The sequence below is a fragment of the Trinickia fusca genome (genome assembly GCF_003628145.1).
GTDB classification, from domain to species: Bacteria; Pseudomonadota; Gammaproteobacteria; order Burkholderiales; family Burkholderiaceae; genus Trinickia; species Trinickia fusca.
This window is the reverse complement of the sequence record NZ_RBZV01000011.1, coordinates 130,165-145,944: the sequence shown is the minus strand read 5'-3', so window position 1 is coordinate 145,944 and position 15,780 is coordinate 130,165. Positions and strand designations below refer to the sequence as shown.

The window sequence follows — 15,780 nt, the reverse complement described above, 5'->3', positions numbered from 1 at the left end:
GCCAGCCCCGAGCAACGGGATGCGACGAGAAAATGATAGAAAATCGGAGACGAAATGAGCTTGCGAAACAAAATAGCGTGGCGTAATTTTGCTCGATCTCGACGTCACTCCGATTAACGAACGTTCATCGATACGCTCATGTGCGCAACAAAATTACGCACGCGCCGCGATAATCGCGCTGAAACCGCCGCCGCATCGCCCGCACAGCTCGATCGCATCGACCGCGCGATTCTCAAGCAGCTTCAGCACGACGCGTCGATCTCCAACGTCGATCTGGCGGGCAAGGTGAAGCTCAGCGCGCCGGCGTGTCTGCGGCGCGTGGAGCGGCTCAAGCAGATGGGATTGATTCGCGGTGTAGTCGCGCTGCTCGAACCGAAAGCGCTCGGCGCGGGCATGCTCGTCGTGATCGGCATCGTGCTCGATCGCTCGACGCCCGAGGCGTTCGCCGCGTTCGAAGCGGCGGCGCGCACCGTCTCGGGCTGCATGGAATGCCACGTGGTCACGGGCGAATTCGACTACTTCATGCTCGTGCGCACGCGCGACAGCGACAGCTTCAACCGGCTGCATGCCGAACAGTTGCTGTATCTGCCGGGCGTACGGCAGATCCGCACGTTCATGGTGCTGAAGGAAATTCTGTCGACGACCGAACTGCCGCTTTAGCGGGCTCGGCGCGATGCGAGGCACGGGCCGAGCACGTGGCGTGCGCTTGACCAGCAGCGATCGGGCGAGGCGCACCGGCTTGTGGCGCGCCTTCGCCTGATACGGGCGGAAGGAGGCTTACGAAGAAGACGACGGCGTCGAATTGCGGCGCGGCATGCCGAAGCCGCCGAGCAGCGCCGCCAGCGGCTGCTTCGACGCCGGCTTGGCCGGCACGGTTTCGGACTGTTGCGGCTCGTCGTGCTTGCGCGCCGACGGCGACGGCTCGTACGGCTTCAGGAAAAAGTCGTCGATCGGCGCATGCGGCGCACGATGCGGCGTGCGCTCGTAGCTGCCCACCCGGCGACGCCCGCCAGCGCGTTCGTCGCGATCGCGGCGGCCGCGCTCATCGCGGTGTTGGCGCGCCGGCGAATCGACTACCAATTGCTGCACGTCGAGCGGCCGCTTGATCAGTTTTTCGATGTCGGCCAGTTGCTTGCGCTCGTTGTGGCTGCACAGCGACAGCGCGTCGCCCGATGCGCCCGCACGTCCCGTGCGGCCGATACGGTGCACGTAGTCTTCCGCATTGAACGGCAAATCGAAGTTGATCACGGCCGGCAGCTCGGCGATATCGAGTCCGCGCGCGGCCACGTCGGTCGCGACCAGTGCTTCGATCTCGCCGCGCTTGAACGCGTCGAGCGCCTGCATGCGCTCGCTCTGCGACTTGTCGCCGTGAATGGCCGATGCCACCACGCCGTCGCGCTCGAGCTGACGCGCAAGGCGCCCCGCGCCGATCTTGCTGTTGCAGAACACGATCACCTGTTTGAGGCCGCGCTCGCGGATCAGCTGCACGACGGCGCCCTGCTTGTCGCCTTCGGCCACCTCATAGACGATCTGCGTGACGTTGGCAGCCGTCGAGTTGCTGCGCGCGACCTCGATCGTCTGCGGATTGCGCAGGTAGGTCGAAGCGAGCTTCTTGATCTCGGGCGAGAACGTCGCCGAGAACAGCAACGTCTGACGCTCCTTCGGCAGCAGGTTCAGGATGCGCTGCAAGTCGGGCAGGAAGCCCATGTCGAGCATGCGGTCGGCCTCGTCGAGCACGAGGATCTGGACCTGTCCGAGGTTCGTGGTCTTTTGCTGGACATGGTCGAGCAGACGCCCCGGTGTGGCGATCAGGATCTCGACGCCACGGCGCAGCTCGGCCGATTGCGGGTTCATGTCGACGCCGCCGAACACCACCGCGCTTCGGAGCGCCGTGTGTTTCCCATACGACTGCACGTTCGCGGCGACCTGGTCGGCCAGCTCGCGCGTCGGCGTGAGGATCAGGGCGCGTACCGGGTGCCGTGCCGGCGAAGCACTCGTGTTCGCTTGCGGCAGCAGACGCTGGATGATCGGCAGCGAGAAGCTGGCCGTCTTGCCGGTGCCCGTCTGGGCGGCGCCCATGACATCGCGGCCGGACAGGACGACCGGGATCGCCTGCGCCTGGATCGGGGTCGGCTTGGTATAGCCCTGCTCCGCGATGGCTTTCAGGATGTCGGCGGCAAGGCCGAATTGCTCGAAGCTCGCGATGGTGGGCGTGACAGCAGGATCAGACATGGTGGCGTTCGCTAAAAGTGCGCCGCTAGGGCGTCGCGTCGTTCGCGCGGGCAGCAGCACCGGCGCGGCGCACAAAGGCATCGACAGGAAGGCTCGAAAGCCTGGGACCCCGCAAGATGCGCGGAAGGACCTGCCATGCCGCGCGCGCAACGCGTGGCCGGCGTAAGGCGGCTCATGCGCCGCCAACAAAGGCCGGTATTGTAGCACTGCGAGACCGCACGGACCGTGCCTGCGTGAGGCGGCGCACACGCAGGCATCATGCGGCTCGGCGGCTTTAGGGATCGATGACGTCGGCGCATGCGTCGGTCGGCGCCGCCGCCACATGGCCGACGAGCGGCACCATCTTGAGGCCCGCAGAGGCCACCCGGCAGGGGGCCGCCGCCACACCGCAACCGCTGACGCCGAGCACGGCGGCGAGCGCCGTCAACGCCAGCGCGAGCCGCGCCGCCCTGCGAGCCTTACAGGTACGGCTCGCCAACTGTTCGCTCATCGCTTCGCTCCCTTTGCGTTGCGCTCAGCGCGTCGACACGGGCCGCACGGCCGCCGCCGCGGCCAGCGCGCGCTCGCGCGCTTGCTCGATATCGCTGCCCGTCGCCACCGCTACGCCCATGCGGCGTTTTTTGAAGCTCTCAGGCTTGCCGAACAGCCGCACGTCGGCGCAAGGCACCGCCAGCGCCTCGCGCACCCCCTCGAACGCTATGCCCGCCTCCTCGAGGCCGCCATAAATGACCGCCGAGGCGCCCGGCGCCAGCAGCGACGTATCGACGGGCAAGCCCAAAATCGCACGCGCGTGCAGGTCGAATTCGGACAGCCGCTGAGAGCGCAGCGTGACGAGGCCGGTGTCATGGGGACGAGGGCTCACTTCCGAGAACCACACCTCGTCGCCCCGCACGAACAGCTCGACGCCGAATACGCCGCGCCCGCCGAGGGCCGACGTGACCTGGTGCGCGATCTCGCGCGAACGTTCGAGCGCGAGCGCCGACATCGGCTGCGGCTGCCACGACTGCACGTAATCGCCGGCGACTTGCAGGTGGCCGATCGGTTCGCAGAACGAGGTCTGCACCCGACCGCTCACCGGATCGACGGCGCGCACGGTCAGGAGCGTGATTTCGTAATCGAAGCGGATGAACCCTTCGACGATGACGCGCCCCACGTTCACGCGCGCACCGGCCGTCGCGTACTGCCACGCGGCGTCGATGTCGGCCTCGCGCTCGATGACGGACTGCCCCTTGCCCGACGACGACATCACGGGCTTGACGACGCACGGATAGCCGATGCGGGCGACCGCGGCCTTGAATTCGTCGAACGATTCGGCGAACGCATACGGCGACGTCGGCAGGTTCAGCGTCTCGGCGGCCAGACGGCGAATGCCCTCCCGGTTCATCGTGAGCTGCGTGGCGCGTGCGGTCGGAATGACTTCGGCAAGACCCGCGGCTTCGATCTCGGCGAGCGCATCGGTGGCGATCGCCTCGATCTCGGGCACGATCAGGTGCGGCTTCTCGGCGGCGACGAGCGCGGCAATGGCAGCGCGATCGGTCATGTCGATCGTATGCGCACGGTGCGCGACCTGGTGGGCCGGCGCGTTCGGATACCGATCGACGGCGATGACCTCGACGCCGAGCCGCTGAAGCGCGATGACGATTTCCTTGCCGAGCTCGCCCGAGCCCAGCAGCATCACGCGCGTGGCCGAGGGTGTGAGCGGTGTGCCGATCCGTTGACCGATCTGCATGACGTTGCCCCGTTATCAGAAGTTGGAAGTAAAAAGAAGGCGCGATGCTAGCACGCAGCCCAGAGCCGGACGCTATGCCAAACGAACGATGCGCATGCCGCTCGCGTCCGGCAAGCGGAGTGCGTTACCCTTACGCCTTCCGTGATCGAGCAACAAGGAACAACGCATGTCGAATCCGTCCGTCGCCCCGCAGCGTGCGGCCTTGCATCGGCGCGTGGCAGCGTGCGGCGCTGCACTCGCCGTCGCCCTGCTGATCAGCGCCTGCGCGATGCCGACGCATCCCGATTCGGAAGCGCCGCCCAGCGATCCGTTCAATCCCGCCGCGACGCAACTGCTCGACGATACGAGCTGGGTGCTCGCGAGCTGGCAAGACGCGAACGGGCAAGCGCGCACGGTGCCCGCTGCCGACGCGCAAGGCGCCCTCACGCTCGCGCTCTCGACCGCCACGGGCGAGCGCCGCGCGAGCGGCTACGCGGGCTGCAACCGCTTCGGCGGTGCATACCAATTGAAGAGCGGCAAGCTGTCGATGGGCCCGCTGATGGCCACGCGCATGGCATGCACCGGCACGAGAAACGAGCTCGAGCGCGCCTATCTCGATGCGCTCGCGCACATCGGCAAGGTCGGCGTGCAGATGCGCGAGCCGCAGCAACTGGACATCGTGACGAGCGACGGCGCGACGCTGCATTTTGCGCGCGCCACGCAATGAACGCGCACCCATACCCTGCAACACCCTAACCAAGACGCCTTGTAAAGCATGCATACGGTAGTTCTCGGCTGGTTCGGCGTCTCGGCCGTCTGGTTCATTCCCCTCCTGTGGCGCCTCGTGAAAGCGGCGCTGCCCGGCGGCGCAGGTCTGCGCGGCCCGGGCACGATTCGACTGTGGCTCGGCTTCGCGTGCGTGCTCGCCGCGAGCACCACGCTCGAAGCCGCGCTGGGGCATACATCGAGCAATGGACTCGGCGCCGCGCTGCTGACGATGACGAGCGGCGTGCTCGGGCGCCTCGGCAGCGCGCTCGTGATGCTGGCCCTGTGGCTCACGAGCCTGCCTTGGCTCGTCGACTTCCGCTGGCGCGACGCGCTGCATTGGGCCGACCGCGCATTCGGGCTCGGTCTCGGCATCGGCCCGAGTGTCCCGAAGGCAAACAGCGTCAGCGGCAGCCGCGACGACGATACCCGTGCGCGCGCCCCCGCCGCGCTTGCACCGGCGCGCACGACGACCGGCAACCCGATGGCCCCCAAGACGACGGGCCGCTACGCGCGGCCGACCGTCTGGCGCCCGCCTGCCGTGTCGCGAGGGACGTCGGCGAAGGCCGCCGACGCTGCGCCCGCTGCCCCTGCCGCCCCCATCGCGTCCGCGAACCCCATTACCCGCCAAGCCTACGTGCCGCCCGCGGCGGCGCCAGCGCGGCGGACGAGCAATGCACCGGCATCCGGTTTCGCCGCGCCGCGCGCGACGCAGGACACCCGGACCGCAGCCGCGGAGCCAGCCCGTTCGCCGATGCCGTCGCGCCCGGCGGGCGTCCAACCCGTGAAGCCCGCGCCATCGCCGAGCCGGCCTTATGTTCCGCATGCCCAGTCGCCGGCCTCGAGCGTCACGGTGCGCGGAGCACGTCTGCCGAGCGCGCCCGTCATCGCACCCGTGCCGGCCTCGCACGTCACGCCGCCCACCAGCGTGCAGGAAACGCTGCGCGCCATCGAAGCCAACACCGCACAATGGACCGCGCTGGCCGGCGTGAGCCTTGCGCGGCGCGGCACATCGGTACCGCAAGCGCTGGTGGCGGCGAGCCAAACGCAGCATGTGCAGCCTGTCGAAGCGGTATCGGCCACCGCTGCAGCCACGACGGGCGCCACTGCCGGCGATACACCAGCGGTCGAATCGCTGCCGTCCTTCGTCATGCTCGACGACGATCACGCGCCGCTGCCCGCTGCGATCGAAAGCGCACAGCCTGTGGAAGCAGACGACGCAGCGGCATTCGATGCTGTCGGGACGCACGCGGGCGACGCGGTCGAGGAAAACGCCGCGAAGGTGGACATCGCGGCGCCCGCCGACCAAGCACCCTGGCTGAACGACACTGCGCCAGAACCCGCCGAGCCGGTTGCGATTGCGCCCTCAGCGGAGGCGGCAATCGAAGCCGATGCCGAAGAAGCGACGCACGTCGCTGCGCAGGGGGCGACACTCGATCCGGACGACGGCGACGACGATGCGTCGCCCGCATTGCCGACTTCTTCGCCCATGGCCGACCATCATCCGGCCGCACCAGCACCAGCGCCGATAGCCGCCGCGCCAGCTGACACGCCAGTCCAAATAGCCACGTCCGTGCCCGCCGCATCGGCCACCGCCACAGCCGCCCACGAACCCGCGACGCCCACGGCAACCTGGCCTCCGCGCCCGGACCCAGCCTCCGTGCTGATCGAATTCGTGAGCGCGCCGCAAACGGCAGAAGAACCAGCGCACATACCGTCGGCGGCGCCACTTGCGCCCGCCGCGAGTGCGCCGTTGCCGACGACGCCCTCCCCTGCCGTGGCAGTTGTCCCCACTGCAGTAGTACCCGCCGCAGTCCCGTCGATGCAACCGGTCGCTCCTGCGCACATCGAAACGCCCGTTGCCGAGATCGGAACGGTGCCGACGCCCGACACGGCAGACACCACAGCCCAAACGACCCCGAGCGCCCCACCCGCTCCCCCCGAGGCCGAACCGGAGGCGCGCGGCACGTTGCGCGGCCATGCACCGACCGAATTCGCTTTCCATGCACCGTCCGCCTCGCCCGTCGAACTGCCGACGCTCGATCTGCTGGAACAACCTTCGCCGGATTGCGAACCGATCCCAGAGGAACAGCTCGCCCAGACCGGGCAACTGATCGAGCAGCGGCTGCAGGAGTTCAAGGTGCCCGTGACGGTGGTCGGCGCCTCGGCCGGCCCCGTGATTACGCGCTTCGAGGTCGAACCCGCGCTCGGCGTGCGCGGCAGCCAGATCGTCAACCTCATGAAGGATCTTTCGCGCGGCCTCGGCCTCACGTCGATCCGCGTGGTCGAGACGATCCCGGGCAAGACCTGCATGGGTCTCGAGCTCCCCAATGCCAAACGGCAGACGATTCGCCTCTCCGAGATCCTGGCGGCCGACGTCTACCGCCACTCGCGATCACACCTGACGCTCGCGATGGGCAAGGACATCACGGGCAACCCCATCGTGACCGATCTGGCCAAGGCACCGCACATGCTCGTCGCCGGGACGACGGGCTCGGGCAAGTCGGTCGCGATCAACGCGATGATCGTCTCGCTGCTGTTCAAGGCCAAGCCCGAAGACGTCCGGCTCATCATGATCGATCCGAAGATGCTCGAGCTGTCGGTCTATGAAGGCATCCCGCATCTGCTCGCGCCCGTCGTCACCGACATGAAGCTGGCCGCCAACGCGCTGAACTGGTGCGTCGGCGAGATGGAGAAGCGCTATCGGCTGATGTCGGCCGTCGGCGTACGCAATCTGGCCGGCTTCAATCAGAAGGTGCGCGACGCCGAAGCGGCCGAAAAGAAACTCACGAACCCGTTCTCGCTGACGCCCGAAGCGCCCGAGCCGCTCTCGACGCTGCCGCTCATCGTCGTCGTCATCGACGAACTCGCCGACCTGATGATGGTCGCGGGCAAGAAGATCGAAGAGCTCATCGCGCGGCTCGCGCAAAAGGCCAGAGCGGCCGGCATCCATTTGATTCTCGCGACGCAGCGTCCATCCGTCGATGTCATCACGGGGCTCATCAAGGCGAACATCCCGACGCGCGTGGCCTTCCAGGTGTCGTCGAAGATCGATTCGCGCACGATCCTCGACCAGATGGGCGCCGAATCGCTGCTGGGTCAGGGCGACATGCTGTTTCTGCCACCCGGCACAGGCTACCCGCAGCGCATACACGGCGCGTTCGTCGCCGACGAAGAAGTGCATCGCATCGTCGAGCATCTGAAGCAGTTCGGCGAGCCGCAGTACGAAGAAGGCATCCTCGACGGTCCCGCCGGCGAAGGCGCGGCGCAGGATCTGTTCGGCGATGCGCCCGACGCCGAAGCCGACCCGCTATACGACGAGGCCGTCGCGTTCGTCGTGCGCACGCGCCGCGCCTCGATTTCGGCCGTGCAGCGGCAGCTGCGCATCGGCTACAACCGTGCGGCGCGGCTCGTCGAGCAGATGGAAGCCGCCGGGCTCGTCTCGTCGATGGGCATCAACGGCACGCGCGAGGTGCTGGCACCGCCAGGCCCTGAGCAGTGACGCGAACGGTGTGCGCGGCGGGGCATGTTCCCGCCGCGGCTCAGAACGTAGCGGCCCAGCGCCGCGATGCGCCCGAAATGGGCACCGCGCCCCTCTAGGCCGGTAGCGTCGAGCCGGCGCTTGCGCTGACGCGCAGGCTCCCTTGAATGTGGGGCACGAGTCGTGCCGCGTCGGCATCAGGACTCAGGCACGCGCTCGAGGGCCAGCGGCGCGGCGTTCAACCATTCATGAGCTGGTCGAGCCGCAGCTTGCCCTGCAATGACAGGCCGCCGACCGCATAATGACCGTCACCGTCGCTGTGACGTTTGAAACAGGCGCGCTCGATCAGGAACGCCGCGGCCGTTTCCATGCCGTTGCGCGACAGACCAAGCGAATGAGGATCGAGACGAAGCAGGACATCGTCGCCCAGCTCGCGTGCTGCGGAGAGAATCTTGATGCAATCGACCTTTGACGGACTCAGCATGATGGCGTCAATCCTCGCAATGGTTGGACATTACAAGCGTATTGAGGGCCCGATGCGCGACAGGTTGGTCGTTGTGGTTGTTGACAGCGATTGAGGCGCGCACGGCCGAAATTCCCCGCAGCCCGATTGTAGCCAGCGAATTTAGGCGGTGGCAACGCCCGTTCGTTCGCACCCCGTTAGGTGAGAGTCATGCCCGCGCTCATCGAAGACTATGCCCTCGTAGCCGATGGCCATACCGCCGCCCTCATCTCGCGCGACGGCGCCGTCGACTGGCTGTGCTGGCCGCGCTTCGATTCGGGCGCGTGCTTCGCCGCCCTGCTCGGCACGCCCGAGAACGGCACCTGGCGCATCGCGCCCGATGTCGCTACGGCGCCGCGCACGACGCGCCGCTACCGCGGCGATACGCTGATCCTCGAAACCGATTTCGAGACGCCGGAGGGCACCGTCACCGTCATCGACTTCATGCCGCCCCACAACGGCTGGTCTTCGCTCGTGCGCATCGTCGAAGGCAAGCGCGGCCGCGTGCCGATGCGCATGCTGCTGACGCTGCGCTTCGATTACGGCTTCTCGGTGCCCTGGGTCACGCGGCTCGCGCACGGGAGCGGCATCCGCGCCATTGTCGGGCCCGATACCGTCGTGCTGCGCACGAGCGTCGCGCTGCGCGGCGAGGACATGCACACGGTCGCCGAATTCACGGTGGCCGAAGGCGAGCGCATCCCGTTCACATTGGCCTATTCGCCGTCGCACGATCGGCTGGCGCCCGCCAAGGACCCGTTCGACGCGCTCGCGCGCACAGAAGCGCACTGGCACGCGTGGACCGCACGCTGCCCCGTCGCGGGCCGCTATGCGGCGCCGATCCGCCGCTCGCTGCTGACCCTGAAGGCGCTCGCCTACGCGCCGACGGGCGGGATCGTCGCGGCGCCCACCACCTCGCTGCCCGAGCGCGTCGGTGGCACGCGCAACTGGGACTATCGCTATTGCTGGCTACGCGATGCGACGATCACGCTGCTCGCGCTGATGCGCTGCGGCTATTACGACGAAGCGCGCGCGTGGCGCCTATGGCTCGAGCGCGCGCTGGCCGGCTCGCCCGAGCAGGTGCAGATCATGTACGGCGTGGCCGGCGAGCGCCGGCTGCCCGAGACCGAAATCGACTGGCTGCCCGGCTATCAGGGCGCCCGCCCCGTGCGCGTGGGCAACAATGCGGTCGGTCAGCTGCAACTCGACGTGTACGGCGAAGTGATGAACGCGCTGCATCTGGCGCGCGTAGGCGGGTTGCACGCCGACGAAACGGTCTGGTCCGTGCAATGCGTGATGCTCGAGCATCTCGAGCGAATCTGGGCCCAGCCCGACGAAGGCATCTGGGAAGTGCGCAGCGGCCGTCGTCAGTTCACGTTTTCGAAATTCATGGCCTGGGTCGCGTTCGACCGCGCGATCCGCTCGGCCGAGCAGTTCTCGCTACCGGGGCCCCTCGCGCACTGGCGCGAGCTGCGCGAGCGCATTCACGCCGATGTCTGCGCTCGAGGCTGGAACGCTAAGCGCGGCGCTTTCACGCAGGCCTACGGCAGCGACGAGCTCGATGCGAGCCTGCTCTTGATGCCGCTCGTCGGCTTCCTGCCGCCCGACGACGCACGCGTCGTTTCAACGGTCGCCGCAATCGAGCGCGACCTGCTGCAGGACGGCCTTGTGCTGCGCTACCTCACGCGCGAAGTCGACGACGGACTGCCGCCCGGCGAAGGCACGTTCCTCGCGTGCAGCTTCTGGCTCGTCGACAACCTTGCGCTACAAGGCCGGCTCGACGAGGCGCACGAGATGTACGAGCGCCTGCTCGGCCTCACGAACGATGTGGGCTTGCTGTCGGAGGAATACGACGTCCGAACGCGACACTTCGCCGGCAATTTTCCGCAGGCGTTCTCGCACGTCGCGCTCGTGCATACGGGGCTGAACCTGATGCGTCACGAACAGGCAATGACGCACGTGACCGGCCATCCGCCTGCCTGAGCCGGCAGCCTCCGCCGCCGCGCCGATTGATGCGCCGCGCGCATGCGACCGCCCCCTATGAAAACAGCCTGATAACGGCCACGGCAGGCATTTCCCGTATGCGGGAAAATACCCTCCATGGTGGGGATTTGCTGCATTGCACCCTGACCGGTTTGTCCTTTATCATCGATCGGCATTACCGGCCCAAAGCAAACGTCGAACGTCGAACCGGCACGCCGAGCGCCGCACCTCGCATGCCCTTCCCCACCCGCGGGAGCCATTTATCATGCTTTATCAGTTTTACGAATTTCAGCGCGCGCTCTTGAATCCGCTGACGGCCTGGGCGCAAGCCGCCTCGAAATCGTTCGCGAACCCGGCGAGCCCGTTTGCCTACGTGCCTGGCGCCACACGCTACTCGGCTGCTTACGAATTGCTTTACCGACTGGGCAAGGATTACGAAAAGCCCGAGTTCGACCTGCATCAGATCGTCAAAGACGGGCACAACATCCCGATCATTGAGCAGACGATTATCGAAAAGCCGTTCTGCCGCCTGCTGCGCTTCAAGCGCTTCGCCGACGACAGCGAAGCCGTCGCGCAGCTCAAGGACGAGCCGGTCGTACTCGTCTGCGCGCCGCTCTCGGGCCACCACGCCACGCTGCTGCGCGATACGGTGCGCACGCTGCTGCAGGATCACAAGGTCTACATCACCGACTGGGTCGATGCCCGCATGGTGCCGCTCGAGGCAGGCCCGTTCCACCTCGACGACTACGTCGCCTACATCCAGGAATTCATTCGTCACATCGGTGCGCGCAATCTGCACGTGCTATCGGTATGCCAGCCGACGGTGCCCGTGCTCGCGGCCATTTCGCTGATGGCAAGCCGCGGCGAGGACACGCCGCGCACGATGACGATGATGGGCGGCCCGATCGATGCGCGCTGCAGCCCGACTTCGGTCAACTCGCTGGCGATGCAGCACTCGTACGAGTGGTTCGAAAACAACGTCATTCACACCGTGCCGTCGAACTATCCGGGCGTCGGCCGTCACGTCTACCCGGGCTTCCTGCAGCATTCGGGCTTCGTCGCGATGAATCCTGAGCGACATGCGGCTTCGCACTGGGATTTCTATCAGAGCCTGCTGCGCGGCGACGAAGAAGACGCCGAGGCACACCGCCGCTTCTATGACGAGTACAACGCCGTGCTCGACATGGCCGCCGAGTACTATCTCGACACGATCCGCATCGTGTTCCAGGAGTTCCGTCTCGCGGAAGGCACCTGGGAAATCGACGGCGAACTCGTCCGCCCGCAGGACATCAAGAACACGGCGCTGTTCACGATCGAAGGCGAACTCGACGACATCTCCGGTTGCGGTCAGACGCGTGCCGCGCACGAGCTGTGCACGGGCATCGTCGAAGACGACAAGCGCCACTTCACGGCCGAGAAGTGCGGCCACTACGGCATCTTCTCGGGCCGCCGTTGGCGCACGATCATCTATCCGCAGCTGCGCGACTTCATCCTCGAGCACAACAAGGAAACCAAGCAGCAGCGCGAGCCCGTCGAGGCTTGAGGTTTCGCTGTTCCCACGCGTTCTCACGCATGAGGGCCGCATCCAGATCCATGCGGCCCTCATGTATCCATCTCTATCGCTACGTGCGCGTACGACGTCGCCGTCAGGCCCTCAACGCCGCATCAGATACGCCAGCAACAGCTCGGTGTTCATGCGAACCATCTCGGCCCGCTCGGTCGGCTCGCTGAAGTCGCGGCCCAGTGTGGCTTCGAGCGTGAAACGATTCGAGATGATGTAGTAGCCGAGCCCCGACAACGTCACGTAAAAGCGCAGCGGATCGACATTCGCGCGAAACAGTCCCGCGCGCTGCCCTCGCTCGAGAATCGACGCGAGCGTCGCGACGATCGGCGAAATCATTTCGCGAATGCGTGTCGATTTCCGGATATAGCGCGCCTCATGCAAGTTCTCGTTGTTGATGAGGCGCAGCAGGTCGGGATGATCGCGAAAGTAGTCCCACACGAAATGTGCGAGCCGTGTGATCGCTTCGACGGGTGCGACGCCATTCAGATCGAGCGCTCGCTCGGCTTCGGTCAAGGCGCTGAATGCATGCTCGAGCACAGCTGTAAACAGCTGCTCTTTGCTGCCGAAGTAGTAATACAGCATGCGCTCGTTCGTTTCAGCACGACGGGCGATCTGGTCGACGCGCGCGCCGAACAAACCACCATTTGCAAACTCTTCGGCTGCCGCAAGCAGAATGCGACGCCGGGTGCCTTCGGGATCTCTTTTGATTTTGAGCTGATTCATGGTGGCCTTTGCTTTGTGATCCGCGTTCCGGGTACGCGAGTCGGCCCTCCTTGAACCTTACGCCGGCTGCGTGTGACGGGCGCGCCCTATGCGGGAAACACCCTTGAGCGGTCATGCGAAAAGCGCTTCGATTATGGCACATGGATGACCGATGGCAATCGGGGAAATCGGCGATAATGCCGGCTTTATCCGTATTCGAGTTTCTGAGCGGTCGCATGCCGCCAACGCATTGGCCGGCGCGCTTTCGGCGGCCGGTCGTGGGCATCGCTTGCTCGCCCGCCATATCTGAACGTGACCGATAGAAAGACCCTCGCGGATCGCATCGAAGATCTGCTTCCCCAGACACAGTGCACGAAGTGCGGCTATGCGGGCTGCCGGCCTTATGCCGAAGCGCTCGCCGACAGCACGGCCGGTTACAACCAGTGCCCGCCCGGCGGCGCCGAAGGCGTCGTGCGGCTCGCAGCCTTCCTCGGCAAGCCCGTCGTGGCGCTCAATCCCGCGAACGGCGCCGAACGGGCGCGACCGCTGGCCGTCATCGACGAAAAGCTATGCATCGGCTGCACGCTTTGTATGCAGGCCTGCCCGGTCGACGCGATCGTCGGCGCGCCCAAACAGATGCACACGGTGATCACCGAGCTGTGCACAGGCTGCGACTTATGCGTAGCGCCGTGTCCCGTCGATTGCATCGAGATGGTGCCTGTCACGGGCGAGGCCACGGGTTGGCAAGCTTGGACGCAACAGCAGGCCGATGCGGCCCGCACGCGACACGAGCTGCGCCTCGCCCGCCAGCGACGCGAGCGCGAGGCAGCCGAAGCGCGTGCCGCGGCACGCCACGCAAGCGCCGGCTCCCGTGCCGCAGGAGCCGAGGCTGGGGCAACCGCCACCGAAGCCGCTGCCGAAGACGATGCCAGCGCGAAGAAGCGCGCCATCATTCAAGCCGCGCTCAAACGTGCACGCCAGAAGAAAGAAGCGCTGGCCGCGCAAGGCGTGACGCCGAAGAACGTCGCCGAAGTGAGCCCCGCGGTGCAGGCGCAGATCGATGCAGCCGAAGCGCGCCGACGTCGGCTCGGCATGGCCGGCGAACCCGATGCGCCGGATACCGGCGAGCCCTCCTCCCCCAAACCGACCGACGACCGCTGACACGAGCGCCGCATGAACGCGAACAAACGCCGCGCCATCTACGAGACGCTGCAGAGCCTGAACCCGCATCCGACGACCGAGCTCGAATACACGACGCCGTTCGAATTGCTGATCGCGGTCCTGCTGTCCGCGCAAGCGACGGACGTCTCGGTCAACAAGGCGACCCGCAAGCTCTACCCGGTCGCCAATACGCCGCGCAAGCTGCTCGAACTCGGCGAAGCCGGCCTGGCCGAGTACATCAAGACGATCGGGCTTTACCGCACCAAGGCGAAGAACGTCATTGCCACCTGCCGCATCCTGCTCGAGCAGTACGGCGGCGAAGTGCCGGCCGATCGCGAAGCGCTGGAGGGTCTGCCCGGCGTCGGCCGCAAGACGGCCAACGTCGTGCTGAACACGGCATTCGGCCAGCCGACGATCGCCGTCGACACGCATATCTTTCGCGTCTCGAACCGCACGGGCCTGGCGCCCGGCAAGGACGTGCGCGCGGTCGAAGAGGCACTGGAGAAGTTCACCCCGCCCGAGTTTCGCCACGATGCGCACCATTGGCTAATCCTGCACGGGCGCTACGTCTGCAAAGCCCGACGCCCTGAGTGCTGGCATTGTGCAATCGAGCCGCTGTGCGAGTACAAGCCCAAGACGCCTCCGCCTGAGCTGTGAACCCCGGCATGCTCCGCCGCTCGCCCGCGGGCGAGGGCCAAGCGCGATTGCCTATTGCTCTTGGCTATTGATTCGCCTCGAGCGAAACCTCGTCATCGTGCGCGCCGCCGCCCGCGCGCACGAGCCATAGCACGGCAGCGAGAATCGAGGCGCCGCCCAACCATTGCAGCGGGCTCAGCCGCTCGCCGAGCAACAGTGAGGCCAGCGTCACCGTCACCACGGGCTCGAGCGTCGAGAGCATCGAGGTGCGCGCGGCACCCAGCCGCGTGAGCCCGGCGAAGAACGCGAGCATCGCCGTAACCGTCGAGACGAGCGCGATCGCCAGCATCGCCATCCAGGCACCGGCCGTCTGCGGCAGATGCGGCGGCGCACCGGCCAGCGTGCGCACGAGCGAGACGGTGCAGAACACCGCGGCCGCGGCCAGGCACACGACGGCCGTCGTCGCGAGCGGATCGATCCCGCGCGTCACCCGCGCACCCACGACGATGTAGATCGAATAAACGACAGCGGCCGCCAGCCCGAGCGCGATGCCGAGCGGCTCGCCCCGCCCGCCGCCCACCATGAGCGCCGAGCCAGCCAGACACAGCACGAGCGCGGCGGCCTTGACCTGCGTGAGGCGTTCGCCGAGCCACCATGCGGCCAGCAGCGTGACGAACGCCGGATACAGATACAGCAGCAAGGCGACGAGGCTGGCCTGCGCGTGTTGCAAGGCGACGAAATAGCACAGCGACTGCCCCACGTAGCCGACCCCGCCCATTGCGACAATTGGCCACAGGGCACGCCCCCGCGGCCAGGCCACGCCGCGTTGCTTCGCCACAACACTGAGCACCACGCCGCAAATCAGAAAGCGCAACGTAAGCAGGCCGAGCACGTCGGTGCCGCCCGCATAGGCAAAGCGGCCGAAAATGGCCATGGCTCCGAATGCGCTGGCCGACAGCGCAACGAGCAGCGCACCGCGCACGACCTCGGCACGGGATGAGGCGGAAACGGAATTCATGGGCAAGCGGGAGAGGCTTAAAGGGACCGAA

General features: G+C 66.7%; 14 protein-coding genes. 8 read left to right on the top strand and 6 right to left on the bottom strand.

Features of this window, described 5'->3' with window-relative positions:
• The first annotated feature begins 138 nt into the window (after positions 1 to 138).
• The gene (locus tag D7S89_RS21585; RefSeq protein WP_121280895.1) at positions 139 to 660 is read left to right on the top strand and encodes an Lrp/AsnC family transcriptional regulator; all 522 of its coding nucleotides are present in this window, start codon (positions 139 to 141) and stop codon (positions 658 to 660) included.
• Between the two features lie 117 nt (positions 661 to 777).
• On the opposite strand, the gene D7S89_RS21580 is transcribed toward D7S89_RS21585, so the two are convergent.
• The 3 genes from D7S89_RS21580 to purT all read right to left on the bottom strand — a co-directional run bounded on the left by D7S89_RS21580 (position 778) and on the right by purT (position 3,961).
• Positions 778 to 2,232, bottom strand: coding sequence for a DEAD/DEAH box helicase (locus tag D7S89_RS21580; RefSeq protein WP_121280931.1), 1,455 nt, complete (start codon positions 2,230 to 2,232; stop codon positions 778 to 780).
• 274 nt (positions 2,233 to 2,506) lie between these two features.
• Positions 2,507 to 2,722, bottom strand: a complete 216-nt coding sequence (locus D7S89_RS21575; RefSeq protein WP_121280894.1) for a DUF6726 family protein — start codon at positions 2,720 to 2,722, stop codon at positions 2,507 to 2,509.
• A 24-nt stretch (positions 2,723 to 2,746) separates the two neighbouring features.
• On the bottom strand, positions 2,747 to 3,961 hold the full coding sequence (gene purT / locus D7S89_RS21570; RefSeq protein ID WP_121280893.1) for a formate-dependent phosphoribosylglycinamide formyltransferase: 1,215 nt from the start codon (positions 3,959 to 3,961) through the stop codon (positions 2,747 to 2,749).
• Between the two features lie 166 nt (positions 3,962 to 4,127).
• On the opposite strand from purT, the gene D7S89_RS21565 reads away from it, so the two are divergent.
• Complete coding sequence (locus D7S89_RS21565) at positions 4,128 to 4,667, top strand: META domain-containing protein (RefSeq protein ID WP_121280892.1); 540 nt, start codon at positions 4,128 to 4,130, stop codon at positions 4,665 to 4,667.
• A 48-nt stretch (positions 4,668 to 4,715) separates the two neighbouring features.
• Positions 4,716 to 8,207: an FtsK/SpoIIIE family DNA translocase gene (locus tag D7S89_RS21560; protein WP_121280891.1), complete on the top strand. Its 3,492-nt coding sequence runs from the start codon at positions 4,716 to 4,718 to the stop codon at positions 8,205 to 8,207.
• Between the two features lie 217 nt (positions 8,208 to 8,424).
• Here D7S89_RS21560 and D7S89_RS21555 read toward each other — a convergent pair whose 3' ends face one another.
• Positions 8,425 to 8,670, bottom strand: coding sequence for a hypothetical protein (locus tag D7S89_RS21555; RefSeq protein ID WP_121280890.1), 246 nt, complete (start codon positions 8,668 to 8,670; stop codon positions 8,425 to 8,427).
• Between the two features lie 189 nt (positions 8,671 to 8,859).
• Between D7S89_RS21555 and D7S89_RS21550 the strand changes: the two genes are divergently transcribed.
• Complete coding sequence (locus D7S89_RS21550; protein ID WP_121280889.1) at positions 8,860 to 10,668, top strand: glycoside hydrolase family 15 protein; 1,809 nt, start codon at positions 8,860 to 8,862, stop codon at positions 10,666 to 10,668.
• 265 nt (positions 10,669 to 10,933) lie between these two features.
• Entirely contained in the window at positions 10,934 to 12,211 is a 1,278-nt protein-coding gene (locus tag D7S89_RS21545) for a polyhydroxyalkanoate depolymerase (protein WP_121280888.1), read from the top strand.
• 111 nt (positions 12,212 to 12,322) lie between these two features.
• On the opposite strand, the gene D7S89_RS21540 is transcribed toward D7S89_RS21545, so the two are convergent.
• Positions 12,323 to 12,955, bottom strand: coding sequence for a TetR/AcrR family transcriptional regulator (locus tag D7S89_RS21540; protein WP_121280887.1), 633 nt, complete (start codon positions 12,953 to 12,955; stop codon positions 12,323 to 12,325).
• A gap of 151 nt (positions 12,956 to 13,106) precedes the next feature.
• On the opposite strand from D7S89_RS21540, the gene D7S89_RS27550 reads away from it, so the two are divergent.
• From D7S89_RS27550 to nth, 3 genes are read left to right on the top strand one after another with little or no spacing between them, the layout of a single operon-like run.
• The gene (locus D7S89_RS27550; protein ID WP_183085300.1) at positions 13,107 to 13,244 is read left to right on the top strand and encodes a hypothetical protein; all 138 of its coding nucleotides are present in this window, start codon (positions 13,107 to 13,109) and stop codon (positions 13,242 to 13,244) included.
• A gap of 2 nt (positions 13,245 to 13,246) precedes the next feature.
• Positions 13,247 to 14,095, top strand: a complete 849-nt coding sequence (rsxB, locus tag D7S89_RS21535) for an electron transport complex subunit RsxB (protein WP_121280886.1) — start codon at positions 13,247 to 13,249, stop codon at positions 14,093 to 14,095.
• Positions 14,096 to 14,107: 12 nt separating this feature from the next.
• Positions 14,108 to 14,752, top strand: coding sequence for an endonuclease III (nth, locus tag D7S89_RS21530; RefSeq protein WP_121280885.1), 645 nt, complete (start codon positions 14,108 to 14,110; stop codon positions 14,750 to 14,752).
• A 64-nt stretch (positions 14,753 to 14,816) separates the two neighbouring features.
• On the opposite strand, the gene D7S89_RS21525 is transcribed toward nth, so the two are convergent.
• Entirely contained in the window at positions 14,817 to 15,749 is a 933-nt protein-coding gene (locus D7S89_RS21525; protein ID WP_121280884.1) for a DMT family transporter, read from the bottom strand.
• Positions 15,750 to 15,780 lie beyond the last annotated feature (31 nt).

Bases quoted from the DNA above. Each gene is read 5' to 3' on its own strand.
- D7S89_RS21550 (WP_121280889.1), top strand. From the start codon at position 8,860: ATGCCCGCGCTCATCGAAGACTATGCCCTCGTAGCCGATGGCCATACC.
- D7S89_RS21575 (WP_121280894.1), bottom strand. From the start codon at position 2,722: ATGAGCGAACAGTTGGCGAGCCGTACCTGTAAGGCTCGCAGGGCGGCG.
- purT (WP_121280893.1), bottom strand. From the start codon at position 3,961: ATGCAGATCGGTCAACGGATCGGCACACCGCTCACACCCTCGGCCACG.
- nth (WP_121280885.1), top strand. From the start codon at position 14,108: ATGAACGCGAACAAACGCCGCGCCATCTACGAGACGCTGCAGAGCCTG.
- D7S89_RS21585 (WP_121280895.1), top strand. From the start codon at position 139: ATGTGCGCAACAAAATTACGCACGCGCCGCGATAATCGCGCTGAAACC.
- D7S89_RS21560 (WP_121280891.1), top strand. From the start codon at position 4,716: ATGCATACGGTAGTTCTCGGCTGGTTCGGCGTCTCGGCCGTCTGGTTC.
- D7S89_RS27550 (WP_183085300.1), top strand. From the start codon at position 13,107: ATGGCAATCGGGGAAATCGGCGATAATGCCGGCTTTATCCGTATTCGA.
- D7S89_RS21525 (WP_121280884.1), bottom strand. From the start codon at position 15,749: ATGAATTCCGTTTCCGCCTCATCCCGTGCCGAGGTCGTGCGCGGTGCG.
- D7S89_RS21580 (WP_121280931.1), bottom strand. From the start codon at position 2,232: ATGTCTGATCCTGCTGTCACGCCCACCATCGCGAGCTTCGAGCAATTC.
- D7S89_RS21545 (WP_121280888.1), top strand. From the start codon at position 10,934: ATGCTTTATCAGTTTTACGAATTTCAGCGCGCGCTCTTGAATCCGCTG.
- D7S89_RS21540 (WP_121280887.1), bottom strand. From the start codon at position 12,955: ATGAATCAGCTCAAAATCAAAAGAGATCCCGAAGGCACCCGGCGTCGC.
- D7S89_RS21565 (WP_121280892.1), top strand. From the start codon at position 4,128: ATGTCGAATCCGTCCGTCGCCCCGCAGCGTGCGGCCTTGCATCGGCGC.
- D7S89_RS21555 (WP_121280890.1), bottom strand. From the start codon at position 8,670: ATGCTGAGTCCGTCAAAGGTCGATTGCATCAAGATTCTCTCCGCAGCA.